Source organism: Streptomyces sp. CB03238 (genome assembly GCF_002099185.1).
Lineage (GTDB): Bacteria > Actinomycetota > Actinomycetes > Streptomycetales > Streptomycetaceae > Streptomyces.
The window spans coordinates 96525-109620 of record NZ_NBCN01000007.1 but is presented as its reverse complement, the minus strand read 5'-3'; the positions used below and the strand labels follow the sequence as shown (position 1 = coordinate 109620).

Sequence of the window (13096 nt, the reverse complement as noted above, 5' to 3'; positions counted from 1 at the left end):
GTGGCGCCGTCCAGCGGGGTGCCGTCCCGTGCGCCGGCGCCCTTCCCGGCACGGGAGGTCCGCATGGCTGACGCCCCGCAGCGCGTCGCGGTGGCCGCGCGGCCCGCGCCGGAGGCTGGCGGACTGTCATGGGCTCCGTCCAGCCGCGTCCTCGCCCGGGCGGCCGCGCTCACGGCCGGGCTGACGGCGGTGGGCGCCCTGCTGGGGCTGGTCCGGGACCAGTTGCTCGCCCGCACGTTCGGCGCGGGTACCGGCACGGACGCCTTCCTCGTCGCCTGGACCGTCCCGGAATTCGCGGCCACGCTGCTGATCGAGGACGGCATGGCCCTCGTCCTCGTACCCGCCTTCGCCGCCGCGCTCGCCCGCCGGGCGGGCCAGGGCGACGACCCCGTACACGCCCTCGTCAGGGCCACCCTCCCGAAGGCCGCCCTCGGCATGAGCGCCGCCGCCGGGGGGCTGGCCCTCGCCGCGCCCTGGCTCGTCACCCTGCTCGCGCCCGGGCTGCCGGATCGGCAACTGGCCGTCGACTGCACCCGGTTGACCGCGACCTGCCTGCTCTCCTTCGCGCTCGCCGGGTACTGCAGCGCCGCGCTCCGCGCCCATGGCCGGTTCCTCGCACCGGCCGCGATCTACGCGGCGTACAACACGGGCATCATCGCGGCGGTCGTCCTCCTCGGCCCCGGCGAGTGGGGCGTACGCGCGGCGGCTGCCGGGGTCGCGGCGGGCGGCGTGCTGATGGTGCTGATCCAGGCGCCGGTCCTCTGGCACGTGCTGCGCACACCCGGCGCGCCGCGCCCCACCCCCGCGACCCCGGACCGGCCTGCGTCCCTGTCCGCCCCGGGGAAGGCCGAGCACCCGGCACCATGGTTCGCCCCGGCGGAACCGGAGCAGCCGACGACCCGCCCCACCCCCGCGACCCCGGACCGGCCTGTGTCCCTGTCCGCCCCGGGGAAGGCCGAGCACCCGGCATCCCGCCTCGCCCCGGCGAAGGCCGAGCAACCCGCACCCCCGTCCGCCCCGGTGAAGCCGCACCAGCCGACACCATGGACCGCCTCGGCGGAGCCGGACCGGCCGACACCATGGACCGCCCCCGCGGAGCCGCACCGGCCGGCGCCCCCGTCCGCCCCCGCGAATCCGGGGCAACCGGCCGTCCAACTCGTCCTGGTCGCGCTCGCGCCGGTGGTCGTGTTCGCGGTGAGCCGTCAGTCGCAGGTCCTGGTCGAGCGGTTCCTCGCCGCGCCGCTGCCCGCCGGGGCCATCTCGCACCTGAACTACGCCCAGAAGGTCGCCCAACTGCCCATGGTCCTGTCGCTGATGCTGTGCACGGTCAGCTTCCCCGTCGTCGCGCGGGCGCTCGCGGCGGGTGACACGGCGGCCGCGCGGCGGCGGGCCGAGCGGGATCTGCTGCTCGCGGGCGTGATCGTCCTGGTCGGCGCCGCGACCGTCGTGGCGGCCGCGCCGCAGATCGTGCAGGTGCTCTTCCAGCGCGGCGCGTTCGACGGCGCGGACACCGCCGCCACGGCCGCCGTCATGCGGGTGTACGCCCTCGGGCTGCTCGGCCAGACGCTCGTCGGTGCCCTCGTACGCTGCTACTTCTCCGCCTCCCGCCCCCTGTGGTACCCGGCCGCCGCCATGCTCGGCGGCATCGCCGTGACCGCCGCCGCCGGCCGGGCGTGGGCCGGCCCGTGGGGCACCCCCGGCATCGCCGCCGCGAACGCGCTCGGCATCACCCTCACCGCCGCCCTCCTCCTGCTCGGCGTACGCAGGCAGAGCGTCCCCCTCGACGCCCGGCGCCTCGCCCTCGGGCTGGCCCGGCTCACCGCGGCCGCGGCCGTCGCCACCGCCGCCGGGTGGTGGTGCGCGGCCGGTCCACCGCCGCTCGCCGTGGCGCTCGCACTCGTCACGGTCACGGCCACGTTCACCGCCACCGCCTGCGCCCTGCGCGCCCCGGTCGTCCCCTCCCTCATCCGTTCCGCCGTGCTGCGAAGGCCCACTCATGAACCAGCCGAGAATCCCCCTCTGGGTGGCGATGTACCACTCGATCGACGACACCACGGACGATGACCCGTACCACGTGACCGTCTCGCCCGCCCGCCTCGACAAGCAGCTGCGCTGGCTGCGCGACCACGGCCTGCGCGGGGTCGGCGTACGGCAGTTGCTGCTGTACGCGGCGCGCCACGGCGACACACGCGGCCTGGTCGGCCTCACCTTCGACGACGGGTACGCCGACTTCCTCGACAACGCCGTCCCGATCCTGCGCCGCCACGAGTGCACGGCCACCGTCTTCGTCCTCCCCGGTCGGCTCGGCGGCGACAACACGTGGGACGCGCTCGGCCCGCGCAAGCCGCTGCTCACCGAGGACGGCGTCCGCCGCTGCGCCGCCGCCGGCATGGAGGTCGCCTCGCACGGCCTCGCGCACGTCTCGCTGCCCGCCGCCCCCGAGCACGTCCTGCGCGAGGAGACCGCGCGCAGCCGCGAGGCGCTCCGTACGCTCACGGGAACCGCCCCGGACGGCTTCTGCTATCCGTACGGCCACGTCAACGGCCGCGCCATCCGCGCCGTGCGGGAGGCCGGGTACACGTACGCCGCCGCCATCGACCCGGGCGCCATGAGCAGCCTGTACGCCCTGCCCCGGGTGCACATCGGGCAGCGGGACACCGCCTGGCGGCTGCACGCCAAGCGCCGGCTGCACGGGGTGCGGCGCGCCCCGGTACCCGTGTCATGAGCGCCCTGAACGTCCTGCACGTCATCACCGGCCTCGGCATCGGCGGCGCCGAGCAGCAACTGCGCCTGCTGCTGCCGCACATGGGCCGTGTCCGCAGCAGCGTCGTCACGCTCACCAACCCCGGCCCCGTCGCCGCCGCGCTGCGCGCCGACGGCGTACCGGTCGCGCACCTGGGCATGCGCGGCAACCGCGACCTGTCCGCCCTGCCCCGCCTGACCCGGCTGATCCGGCACGGCGCCTTCGACGTCGTCCACACGCACCTGTACCGGGCGTGCGTGTACGGGCGGCTCGCCGCGCGCCTCGCGGGCGTACGGACCGTCGTCGCGACCGAGCACTCGCTGGGCGCCGCCCAGATCGAGGGCCGGCGCCTGAGCAGCGGCGCGCGCGCCCTGTACCTGGCGAGCGAGCGGCTCGGTACGTCGACGGTCGCCGTCTCCGACACGGTCGCGCGGCGCCTCGCCGGGTGGGGCGTGCGCCCGGCGCGCATCCGGGTCGTACCGAACGGCATCGACGTGCGGCGCTTCGCCTTCGACCCGGCCGCGCGGCGGGCGGCGCGCCGGCGGCTGGGGCTGGCGCCCGGCGCGTACGTCGTCGGCGGGGTGGGGAGGCTGGCGGCGGGCAAACGGTTCGACACGCTGATCCGGGCGGTGGCCGCGCTCCCCGAGGACACCCGGCTGCTGCTGGTCGGGGAGGGCGAGCAGCGGGAGCCGCTGGAACGGGTCGCCCGGGAGTGCGGGGCGGCGGACCGGGTGGTGTGGGCCGGCGCGGTCGACCGTGGCCTGCCGGAGCTGCTGTCGGCGATGGACGGGTTCGTGTCCACCTCCGCCGAGGAGGCGTTCGGGCTCGCGATCGTCGAGGCGCTGGCCGCCGGGCTGCCCGTGCGGTACGTGGCGTGCCCCGCGCTCGACGACCTGCCGCCCGAGGAGGCGCCCGGGGCGCGCCGGATCGGCGGAACGGTCCAGGACGTGGTGGCCGCGCTGCGGTCGGTCACCCGCGACCGGCTGCCGGTCCCCGCCGCCGTACACCGCTACGACATCGCGCGCAGCGCACAGCAGTTGATGTCCCTCTACGACGAGCTTTCGACGAGCTCTACGAAGAAGTGAGTTGTCGATGACCACGACCCAGTCCCTTGCCGTACGCCGCGCGATCGGATGGCTCACCCGTCTCAAGCGCACCCGCCGCCGCTGGCTCGTCCCGGCCGCCGCGCTGCTGGGCGTCCTCGTCGGCGGCGCGTACGGGCTGCTGAAGACCCCGGAGTACGCGGCGACCAGTTACGTCATCGTCGTGCCGTCCGCGAAGTCCGACCCGGCCGGCGCGATGGGCCTGGCGCAGGCGTACGGGCGGGTCGCCACCGACATCGCGGTCGTCGGCGACGCCCAGGTCGCGGCCGGTGTGCCGGCGGACACCCTGCGCGCGAGCGTGCAGGCCGCGACCTCGCCGGACGCCCCGATGATCGCCATCACCGCGCGGGCGCCGGAGGCCGCGGTCGCGGCGGGGATGGCCGACAGCGTGGCCAGGGCGCTCGTACAGAAGGGCTCCCACACCGAAGGCAGCACCGGCGTGAAGGTCCTCCAGTTCACCCGGGCCGCCACGCCGACGAGCCCCGTCTCGCCCTCGCCGTCGCTGTCCGCGCTCGTCGGCGGCTGCGCGGGCGGGCTGCTCGGCGGGCTCGCCCTGCTGGTGCGGCCCCGCTACGCGCGGCGCGGGCAGCGGTACGGGTACGGGCACGGGGCGGTGCCGGGGCCGGTGGCGCAGCAGGAGGCCCTCGTATGACCTGGGAGGTGACGGTCTGCCGGGACGGCGAGGAGTTCGGCCGGCTGGCGCGGGACTGGGCGGGCCTGTACCGGCGGTGCGCCACGGCCACCCCGTTCCAGGCGCACTCCTGGCTGCACTCCTGGTGGGTGTCGTACGGCACCCCCGGCACCCTGCGCGTCGTCCTCGTACGCCGGGACGGGCGGCTCGCCGCGGCGGCGCCCTTGCGGCTGGTGCGCGGGCCGCTGCCGGTGCTGACCCACCTGGGCGGGGCCATCACGGACTTCTCCGACGTGCTCGTCGACGACGCGTACGCCGACGCGGCGGTACCCGTACTGACCAGGGCGCTCGGCCGGCTGGCCCGTACCGCCGTGATCGACCTGAGGGAGGTACGGGCGGAGGCCGCCGCCCAGCGCGTCTACGCCTGCTGGCGCGGCCCGCGCCACCGTATGCCCGACTCCGTCTGCATGGAGCTCCCGGCAGCGCCCATCGACGAGCTGGTCGGCCGCCTGCCGTCGTCCCGCGCCCAGCGGGCCCGCTCGAAGCTCCGCAAGCTGGACAAGCTGGGCATCGAGGAGCACGTCGTCCCCGCCGCCGAGGTCCCGCACGCCTTGAAGCGGCTGCTGGACCTGCACCAACGCCAGTGGGGGGAGCGCGGGGTGACACCGGAACACCTCAAGCCCCGGTTCGCGGAGCACCTGGAGCGGGCGGTGCGGTCGATGGTGGCGTCGGGTGACGCGATGGTGACGGAGTTCCGCATGGCCGGTGACGTGGTCGCCGCGGACCTCACGCTGATGTCGCCGCTGCTGTCCGGCGGCTATCTGTACGGGGCGCATCCGGTGCTGCGCGCCAACAAGGTGGACGTGGCGACGCTGCTGCTGCGCAACGGCGCCCGGGAGAGCAGCGCCAGCGGCCGCACCACGCTGAGCCTGCTGCGTGGGCGCGAGTCGTACAAGAGCCACTGGCGCCCCGAACCGGTCGTCAACCAGCGGCTGCTGCTCGCCCGCCGGCGCACGGCGGCTCCGCTGCTGCTCCTCGCCGGGTACGCGGCCGGCCGCCGCCGGGCGGCGGACCGGCTGCGTGACCGGGCGTGGGTGCGGCGGCTCATGACGTGAGGTGACGGCGCCATTCGACGCGTACGCACAGCTTGCGGCCGAGCCACTTCTCGACCCAGTCGCCGAGGTCCAGCGGCGTGCAGGCGGGCTGCGGCTCGGGCTGGGGCTGCGGTTCCGGTTCCGGCTCGGGCTGGGGCTCCGGCTCGGGTGCCGGTTCCGTGGGCTTGCCCTTCCCGGAGAGCATCGTGCGGAACACCTCGGACGACTTGGGGTTCTCGTCGCACTGCCACACGCCGTGCGGGCAGTAGTCGGTGATCGTGTGGTACAGCGGCTTGTGCCGGTCGATCCACTCCAGCATGCGCCGCATGTACTCCGGGTTGTCGCCGTTGCGGAACAGGCCCCACTCCGGGTACGAGATGGGCTTGCCGTGCGCGGCGGCGAACTCCACGTGCTGCCGCAGCCCGTAGGGCTCGTTCACCTGCTGGTCGAAGGTCTGGCCCGAGGGCTGGTCGTAGGAGTCCATCCCGATGATGTCGACGACGTCGTCACCGGGATAGCAGGCGGTCCACGGAATGGCGTCCCGCCCGCGGTTGGGCGCGAAGTCGAACCGGAACCGCTGGCCCGGCACCGCGCGCATGGCGGTGACGATGCGTTTCCAGTACGCCTTCCAGGCCTCCGGATCGGGGCCGCAGCGGTGCGAGTACGTGATGCCGTTCATCTCCCAGCCGAGGACGATGACGGTGTCCGGCACGTCGAGCCGTACGAGGCGCTCACCGAGGGCCCGGAAGTGCCGGTCGAAGCGCCCGTCCGCGCCCAGCCGCAGCAACTGCCGTACGACGGGGTCCGGCAGGTGGCTCTCGTTGCGCTCCAGCATGGGCACGTTGAGCACGAACAGCCGGTCCTTGCGCGCCTGCCGCCACTGCGCCCAGTGCTCCAGGAAGCCGGGGCGGCCCTCGATGTTGGTCCACACGTCGCCGGGCAGGTAGGTGTGCCCCACCCGCAGGTCGGTACCGCCGAGCCACTTGCGCAGCCCCGCCATGCGGTGGATGCCCCGCGGCCCGTAGTCCAGATAGGCCCCCACCGCGGTCCCGGCACCCGCGTCGTCCCCGTCCCCGGCCCCGTCCCCGGCCTCGGTCGAGGTCCCGGAGTGCGGCCGGGTAACCGCTGCCGCCCCCGATCCCGCACCGGCCTTGGAACCCGTCCCTGGCCCCACCCCGGCTCCGTCGCCGGCTCCCGCCCCGGCTCCGGCTCCCGCGCCCTGGCCCGCCCCGGCTCCGGCGGCCGTCCCGGCCCCCGCCCCCGCCCCCGCAGCCGTCCCCGCGCCCGCGCCCGCCTCCGTACCGGCTTCCGCGTCGCCGGCCGGGCCTGGGCCGTGCTCCGGTGCACGCCCCGCTGCCGGGGCCATGGCAGGGGGTTCGGCCGCCCCCGGGGCGGCCGGGGCGGCGGCGTGACCGGGCGGGGCCGACAAGGCGGATCCGGCCATCAGCAGGCTCAGCAGACCGGCGGTGAGCACCCCCCGCCGCGCGCCTTTCGTGTTCGCTCTCCGGTGACCCATGTCCGCTCCTTCGCCAGGCGTCAGGATTCCGCCAGTCACTCGGAGCAAAAGTATTCTTAATGGGCCGACCGGGATCGCGGTCCCGGCTTTCAGTAGGCCGTTGGTGGATTTCATCGCCCGCATGGGGCATCCGGGCAGAGAAAAGCCGGTCCCGGAGCGCTCCGGGACCGGCTGTTACGCGGACGCGGCCGAGGCCTGCTGCTGCGTCACTTGTTGACGCAGACGTTCCCGAAGGCAGGGTTCAGCAGCGCGATGATGTTGATGGTGTTGCCGCACACGTTGATCGGCACGTGAATCGGCACCTGGACGACGTTGCCGGAGATGACGCCCGGCGAGCCAACAGCGGCAGCCTCGGCGTCGGCGTCGGCCACAGCAGGCGCGGCCGCACCCAGCGCCATGACCACACCGGCGACGGCTACCGCAGCCTTCTTGCACTTCATAGTTTCGGGTCCTTTCCACAGGAGGAAGTCTTGCCACGGATTTCGTGACGAACGAGCCCGACGAGGCCCGGCTTCCACTGCGAAAATCACAACGAATGCGAAAGCGGAAAGACACCACTGCGGCAACTTTCGGCACCGATTCACTCGAACTGCCGAGCTGCGGCCGGAGGCAGATGGCTCAACGGCTGGGCCACACGGGGCGGGACGTCAGAACCTCCCATTCGTGGTCCGGCAGTCCCGGGACCGCCCGGCCCAGCGCTCTCCATTCGCGCAGCAACGACGAATAGACGGGGGCCGTGTCGGCCTCCGTCGCTTGCCTGCTCTGTGGGATGAGGGGCACACGCTGCCACTTACCGGCGCGAGGAGCCATGCCGAACCTTTCCGTTCACAGCAGCCTTGGCGAGGCTCTCGCATCATGTCACAGCGCGTACTCGTCTCCTCACAGCCGCCGTCACGGGCGATGGGGCAGGGCCGCGAAGCGCAGGCCGAAGTGGTCGAGGGTGCGCGGCAGCGGCCGGTCCGGCCGCAGCCGGCCGGGCCGGTCCGGCAGGTAGGTGTGCCGTTCGAGGAGGGCCGCCAGCATGGTGGAGGTGACCAGCAGCACCAGGTCCTCCCCCGGGCACTCGCCCGGGCCCGCGCTGAACGGCATCAGCGCCTCGGTGTCCTGGGCCGTGCCGTCCAACCAGATCTCCGGCGTGAACCGGTCCGAGTACGGCAGCGACTCGTCCCGGTGGAACAGCGGGGTGTAGATCAGGAACTCGGTCCCGGCGGGCAGCGCGTCCTCGCCCCAGTCCGTCTCTCGCACCGACTCACGCAGCACGAACGGCGAGGTCGGCCACAGGCGTACCGACTCCAGCAGGCAGGCGCGGGTGTACGGCAGGAGGCGCGGCTCGGTCAGGTCGGTGACCGCCAGCTCATTGCGTATCTGCGTCTCCTGCGCGGTGTGTGTGGACAGCAGGGCCAGGGTCCGGTAGGTCGCGATGCCCGCCGCGTCGAAGGCGAACAGCCAGTGCGGCACCTGGCCCGCCGGGTCGGTGCCGGGCTCGGCGGGCGTGGCGGCGAGGGCGGCGGCGAGGCTGCCGGGCTCGGCGCGGTCGAGGTGCGTGCGCAGCCGGCGCTCGAAGCGGTCGCGCAGGGCGGTGCGGCGCGGGGCGGCGCCGGCCCAGTTGGCGGTGGAGCGGAGCCGGCCGAGCATCGCGGTCAGGCCGGTGTCGTCACGCCCGGTGTCGCCGAGCACGAGGCGCCGGGCCGTGCGGTCCCAGGCGGTACGGAAGGCCTGCCAGTCGATCTCGCCGTCGCCGGCGGTCGTCGCGCCCAGGAGCTTGCCGGCCTCTTCGCGTACCGTCCGCACCATCCGCGGGGCCAGGCTGTGCATCTGGTGGCCGTACTCCAGCACGGCCTCGTTGAACGCGCGCCGCGTGTCCCGTTCCGTACCGCGGGAGATCAGCACGCCGTGCGGCTGGAACTGTTCGAGCGAGGCGCGCTTCTCGCGGGTGGAGGGGGAGTACGGGTCCGGCGTGCCGTTCAGGATCCGGGTGGCGTCACCGGCCTGGAGGACGACGGCGAAGTGGCGCCCGGCCACATCGACCCGGAGCGGGCCGGGGCCGTAGGCGCCGCGCAGCTCGGTGAGCAGCCCGGTGGCGCGCCGGTCGACGGCGTACCGCTCGGCCAGGGCCATCCCGGCGCGGCGGCGGACGATGACGCCGGCCGCGAGGGTGGGTGCGAGCACCTGCGCGGCCAGCCGCGCGGTGTCGCGCGCGGACGCCCGGGCGGGGGTGTGCGTGGCCCTGTCCGTACTGGTCATGGGCCCCGGGTGCCCAGGCGCCCCCAGCACGAAACGGCACGTGGGAGTACGCGGCCCGCTCGCCGCCGGGGCCGTACGCCGCCGGTGCCAGCCCCCGCCGGGGCCGTGCGCTACCGGCCGGCCTTCGGCCGCCCCGTGCCAGTCGCCGCCGGGGGCAGCCACCGCCGGGCCGTGCGCCCGCCGGGGGCAGCCGCCACGGGGTGGCCGTGCGCCTGCCGGTGCCGGCCGCCGCCGGGGGCGTCAGCCGCCCGTGGTGGGGCCGCCGCTGCCGAAGCCGCCGCTGGGGGCGCCGCCCCACTTGGCGTCCTTCTCGCTGCGCGGCGAGGGGTCCGGGTCGGTGTTCTGGTGCCTCAGCTCGTACGGCATCACCCGGTCCTCGCGCTCGTCCAGCTCGGCGGGGCGGCGGTGGCCCTCGGCCTCACCCGGCAGCCCGGCGTCCGGCGGCCGGTGCGGCTGCTCGGCCGGGTCGGGAGGTGCGGGCTCCCGGTTCCGGATGCGCCGCCCCAGCCAGAACGCGCCGATCAGGAAACCGACGAGGAGGACGCCCGCGACCAGCGGACCAATGCCCACGACATGGTCCTTTGCGGCGAATTCCGTAGTGAACGCAGTAAGAGAGTCCATATGGGGCGTGTACCCCGGTCAGGCCCGATCAGACATGCGCACGGGCCGGGCACGGGCAGGGACAAAACCATCATCGTAAAAGCGATTCATCCGTTGTTAGGTGATTGATCTCTTCGGGTGACCTGGCGCAACTTAAACGGTGCGGCGCTGTTGATCAGGGCGACCCCGAGCACCGGGTCTCTCGACGAGAAGGATGGACCATGATCAAGAAGGTTCTGGCCACCGCCGGCGTCGCCGCGGCCGTCCTTGGCGCGTCCGCGCCGATGGCCGCCGCCGTGGGCGACCGCGGAATCGACACGCAGAACGGCAACTTCGCCACCCAGTCGTACGGCAACACGACCACCGGTGGCTACATGAGCCCGCAGATCGGGCTGATCCAGGGCTCCCTCAACAAGCCCTGCATCGGTCTGCCGGTCCAGGCCGACGTTCAGAACATCGTGGCCCTGGTCAACGTCGGTGTTCAGGACATCCTCAACGACACGCAGAACCAGCAGTGCGCCGAGAACTCCACGGCGGTCAAGGGCGACAGCGCCCTGTCGCACCTCCTGGAGAAGGTTCTCTCCGAGAACGTCTCGGCCTCCGTCGAGGACTGACGTGACGCCACCGTCCCGCACGACCACTGGGTCGGTCGTGCGGGACGGTACCGCGTGGCGCTCGCCGCCACGCGCACAGGGCTGACACCCCCCTTCACGCGCCCGATGCCGGGCGCGGCACGACCCGAGCACCGGGTCTCTCGACGATTGGATGAACCATGATCAAGAAGGTTCTGGCTACCGCCGGCGTCGCTGCGGCCGTGCTCGGCGCGTCGGCGCCGATGGCCTCGGCCGTGGGCGACCGCGGTATCGACACGCAGAACGGCAACTTCTCCAAGCAGGTCTACGGCAACACCGTGACGGGCGGTCACCAGAGCCCGCAGGTGGGCCTGGTCCAGGGCACGCTCAACAAGCCCTGCATCGGTCTGCCGATCTACGCCGATGTCCAGAACATCGTGGCGCTGGTCAACGTCGGTGTTCAGGACATCCTGAACGACCAGCAGGACCAGCAGTGCGTGGAGAACTCCACGGCGGTCAAGGGTGACAGCGCCCTGTCGCACATCCTGGAGAAGGTCATCGCGGAGAACGCGGCTGTCGCGGTCCAGGACTGACGCACGACACGCGCGTAGCCACCACTTGGGCGGGCCCCACATCCGGCACCACGGATGTGGGGCCCGCCCTCGTGCGCGTGGTGGGAGGCGGAGAGGGAGGGAAGTCGTGTGAAACATTTGCCGGGGGCTGCCGCGTCAATGGGGTGAAGGACGACGGCAGCGGGGTGAAGGGGAGGGCATGAGAAGGTCCCGAGCGGACGAGTTCATGGAGTTCGCGGGGGGCCGCACCGGGCATCTTTTCCGCTCCGCCTGCCTGCTGACCAGCGGCGACACCCACCTCGCCGAGGACCTGGTGCAGGAGACGCTGGGACGGATGTACGCGCTGTGGGGCCGGATGGCGCGCATCGACAGCCCCGCGGCGTACGCCCAGACCGTCCTCGTCCGCACCTACCTCACGCAAGCGCGACGGCGCTCCTCGGGCGAGCGGCCGCTGGCCGAGCTGCCCGACACCGCCACCGGGCGCGGCGACGATCCGGCCCTGCGGGTGGCGCTCCTCGACGCGCTGGCGCGGCTGGCGCCGAAGGACCGGGCCGTGGTGGTGCTGCGGTACTGGGAGGACCGCAGCGTCGAGGAGACCGCCGCCGCCATGAACGTCAGCGCGGCCGCCGTACGTACGCGCTCCACCCGGGCGCTCGCCCGGCTCCGCGAGCAACTGGGCGGCAGCCTCGCCGAACTCGTACCGGCGCACTGAGCGACTGCCACCCCCACCGACCCTGCGACCACGAACGTCACACGACCCACGAACGGTGGTTCCCCATGCCCTTTGAGGACGACGTCTCCGAGGCGATGCACCGCACCGGCGAAACCTTCATCACGGACCACCGCGCGATCGTGGAGGGCGGGCTGCGGCGGGGGCGTGCCCGGGTGATGCGCCGCCGTGCGGCCGTGGGGGCGGCCGCCGTGATGGCGCTGACCGGTTCGGCGGTCTACGGGGGCTGGCTGCTCGGCACCTCCTCCGCCCAGGAGGTGGCCACCGTCAACGGCCCGTCCCCGTACCCGTCCCCGGACGTGACACCCTCCGGCACGCCGGACCCCCAGACGAACGACCCCGACCAGCACATCCGCGTCTCCGCCGACCAGATGATCCAGATCCTGGAGCGGGTTCTGCCCAAGGGCAAGCTGACCCAGCAGCGCGGCACCAGCAACTTCGGGGACCCGAACCAGGCGGCGGACGCGTCCCTGGTGTACGACGACGGATTCGGCGAGGCCCTCGTCGAGGTGTCCATCAAGCGGGCCGACATCAAGGCCCCGGCCAACCGCAAGCTGGTCGTCTGCCCGAAGAAGCTCACCCCGCCCGCCATCAGCTGTCACAGCGAGCCGTGGGCCGGGGGCTCGGCCACCGTCGTGAGTGAGGACAGGGGCCTGCGCACGTCGCGCTCGGTGAGCCTGTCCGAGGAGGGCTACCTCGTCGAGCTGACCACCTTCAACGGTCTGCCGAAGGAAGGCAGAGCCACCCGCGCGCACCCGCCCTTCACGGAGATGCAGACGTCCAACCTGATAGGGATGCTGAACTCGGCGATGACCAAGTACGGCATCCCCAACCCGGACCTCTTCACCCGGGAGGTGCACGTCTCGGGAAGCCTGGCCGTCATGGAGCGGTTGCAGAGGCTCTCACCGAAGGGACTGTCGCCGCGCGGTGGCGGCGGCGACGGCACGACCGGCTACATCATCGCGTACGACGTCAAGAACAAGACCAAGAGCCACCTCCGGGCCACCCTCACCCCGAAGGGCGCCCCGGGCGACGGGGAACCGCGGTGGAGCGAGACGCTCCCGGACGGTACGAGGATCGCCACGTCGGAGCGGCCCGCCAAGGGCAAGGGCGTCACCGAGTGGCGGGTCGACGCGCTGCGGCCGAACGGCCTGCGCGTCACCATCACCTCGTACAACGCGGAGTACCCGCACCGGGACGCCAACCGGACGACGCCGCCCGCCACGATGGAGCAGCTGAAGGCGGTGGCCGTCCACGATTCCTGGCTGACGCTCAAGTAGGAGCGAGCGAC

At 73.5% G+C, this 13096-nt stretch carries 13 protein-coding genes; 9 read left to right on the top strand and 4 right to left on the bottom strand.

The window, feature by feature from the left end; all coding sequences use genetic code 11:
- The first annotated feature begins 63 nt into the window (after positions 1-63).
- Genes BKD26_RS13615 through BKD26_RS13595 form a run of 5 tightly spaced genes read left to right on the top strand, consistent with a single transcriptional unit; the run spans position 64 to position 5592 of the window.
- Positions 64-2064, top strand: a complete 2001-nt coding sequence (locus BKD26_RS13615; RefSeq protein ID WP_143662644.1) for a lipid II flippase MurJ — start codon at positions 64-66, stop codon at positions 2062-2064.
- The gene (locus tag BKD26_RS13610; RefSeq protein WP_084898099.1) at positions 1997-2725 is read left to right on the top strand and encodes a polysaccharide deacetylase family protein; all 729 of its coding nucleotides are present in this window, start codon (positions 1997-1999) and stop codon (positions 2723-2725) included. The genes BKD26_RS13615 and BKD26_RS13610 overlap by 68 nt, the downstream gene beginning before the upstream one ends.
- 5 nt (positions 2726-2730) lie before the next feature.
- On the top strand, positions 2731-3828 hold the full coding sequence (locus BKD26_RS13605; protein WP_107417866.1) for a glycosyltransferase: 1098 nt from the start codon (positions 2731-2733) through the stop codon (positions 3826-3828).
- Between the two features lie 7 nt (positions 3829-3835).
- Complete coding sequence (locus BKD26_RS13600; RefSeq protein ID WP_084898097.1) at positions 3836-4498, top strand: lipopolysaccharide biosynthesis protein; 663 nt, start codon at positions 3836-3838, stop codon at positions 4496-4498.
- Positions 4495-5592, top strand: a complete 1098-nt coding sequence (locus BKD26_RS13595; protein ID WP_084898096.1) for a GNAT family N-acetyltransferase — start codon at positions 4495-4497, stop codon at positions 5590-5592. Before BKD26_RS13600 ends, BKD26_RS13595 begins: the two co-directional genes overlap by 4 nt.
- Here the strand turns inward: BKD26_RS13595 and BKD26_RS13590 are convergent.
- The 4 genes from BKD26_RS13590 to BKD26_RS13575 form a co-directional block, all read right to left on the bottom strand.
- On the bottom strand, positions 5582-7087 hold the full coding sequence (locus BKD26_RS13590; protein WP_084898095.1) for a glycosyl hydrolase: 1506 nt from the start codon (positions 7085-7087) through the stop codon (positions 5582-5584). The two genes, BKD26_RS13595 and BKD26_RS13590, sit on opposite strands and share 11 nt — an antisense overlap.
- Before the next feature lie 206 nt (positions 7088-7293).
- Positions 7294-7527 (bottom strand): chaplin, encoded by a 234-nt coding sequence (locus BKD26_RS13585; RefSeq protein WP_084898094.1) that lies wholly within the window; start codon positions 7525-7527, stop codon positions 7294-7296.
- A 451-nt stretch (positions 7528-7978) separates the two neighbouring features.
- Positions 7979-9331, bottom strand: a complete 1353-nt coding sequence (locus BKD26_RS13580; RefSeq protein WP_084898093.1) for a cytochrome P450 — start codon at positions 9329-9331, stop codon at positions 7979-7981.
- Positions 9332-9571: 240 nt separating this feature from the next.
- Positions 9572-9952, bottom strand: a complete 381-nt coding sequence (locus BKD26_RS13575) for a DUF6479 family protein (RefSeq protein WP_084898092.1) — start codon at positions 9950-9952, stop codon at positions 9572-9574.
- Positions 9953-10152: 200 nt separating this feature from the next.
- On the opposite strand from BKD26_RS13575, the gene BKD26_RS13570 reads away from it, so the two are divergent.
- The 4 genes from BKD26_RS13570 (at position 10153) to BKD26_RS13555 (ending at position 13085) form a co-directional block, all read left to right on the top strand.
- A complete protein-coding gene (locus BKD26_RS13570) occupies positions 10153-10545 on the top strand; it encodes a rodlin (protein WP_084898091.1) in 393 nt (130 codons plus the stop codon).
- A 158-nt stretch (positions 10546-10703) separates the two neighbouring features.
- Complete coding sequence (locus BKD26_RS13565) at positions 10704-11096, top strand: rodlin (RefSeq protein ID WP_084898090.1); 393 nt, start codon at positions 10704-10706, stop codon at positions 11094-11096.
- Positions 11097-11274: 178 nt separating this feature from the next.
- Positions 11275-11787 (top strand): SigE family RNA polymerase sigma factor, encoded by a 513-nt coding sequence (locus BKD26_RS13560; protein ID WP_084898089.1) that lies wholly within the window; start codon positions 11275-11277, stop codon positions 11785-11787.
- Between the two features lie 65 nt (positions 11788-11852).
- Positions 11853-13085: a hypothetical protein gene (locus BKD26_RS13555; protein ID WP_084898088.1), complete on the top strand. Its 1233-nt coding sequence runs from the start codon at positions 11853-11855 to the stop codon at positions 13083-13085.
- Positions 13086-13096: the final 11 nt, after the last annotated feature.

Excerpts from the sequence above, each read along its gene's own strand:
- BKD26_RS13600 (WP_084898097.1), top strand. The coding sequence starts at position 3,836 with ATGACCACGACCCAGTCCCTTGCCGTACGCCGCGCGATCGGATGGCTC.
- BKD26_RS13590 (WP_084898095.1), bottom strand. The coding sequence starts at position 7,087 with ATGGGTCACCGGAGAGCGAACACGAAAGGCGCGCGGCGGGGGGTGCTC.
- BKD26_RS13615 (WP_143662644.1), top strand. The coding sequence starts at position 64 with ATGGCTGACGCCCCGCAGCGCGTCGCGGTGGCCGCGCGGCCCGCGCCG.
- BKD26_RS13585 (WP_084898094.1), bottom strand. The coding sequence starts at position 7,527 with ATGAAGTGCAAGAAGGCTGCGGTAGCCGTCGCCGGTGTGGTCATGGCG.
- BKD26_RS13560 (WP_084898089.1), top strand. The coding sequence starts at position 11,275 with ATGAGAAGGTCCCGAGCGGACGAGTTCATGGAGTTCGCGGGGGGCCGC.
- BKD26_RS13570 (WP_084898091.1), top strand. The coding sequence starts at position 10,153 with ATGATCAAGAAGGTTCTGGCCACCGCCGGCGTCGCCGCGGCCGTCCTT.
- BKD26_RS13575 (WP_084898092.1), bottom strand. The coding sequence starts at position 9,952 with ATGGACTCTCTTACTGCGTTCACTACGGAATTCGCCGCAAAGGACCAT.
- BKD26_RS13595 (WP_084898096.1), top strand. The coding sequence starts at position 4,495 with ATGACCTGGGAGGTGACGGTCTGCCGGGACGGCGAGGAGTTCGGCCGG.
- BKD26_RS13555 (WP_084898088.1), top strand. The coding sequence starts at position 11,853 with ATGCCCTTTGAGGACGACGTCTCCGAGGCGATGCACCGCACCGGCGAA.
- BKD26_RS13565 (WP_084898090.1), top strand. The coding sequence starts at position 10,704 with ATGATCAAGAAGGTTCTGGCTACCGCCGGCGTCGCTGCGGCCGTGCTC.
- BKD26_RS13610 (WP_084898099.1), top strand. The coding sequence starts at position 1,997 with ATGAACCAGCCGAGAATCCCCCTCTGGGTGGCGATGTACCACTCGATC.
- BKD26_RS13580 (WP_084898093.1), bottom strand. The coding sequence starts at position 9,331 with ATGACCAGTACGGACAGGGCCACGCACACCCCCGCCCGGGCGTCCGCG.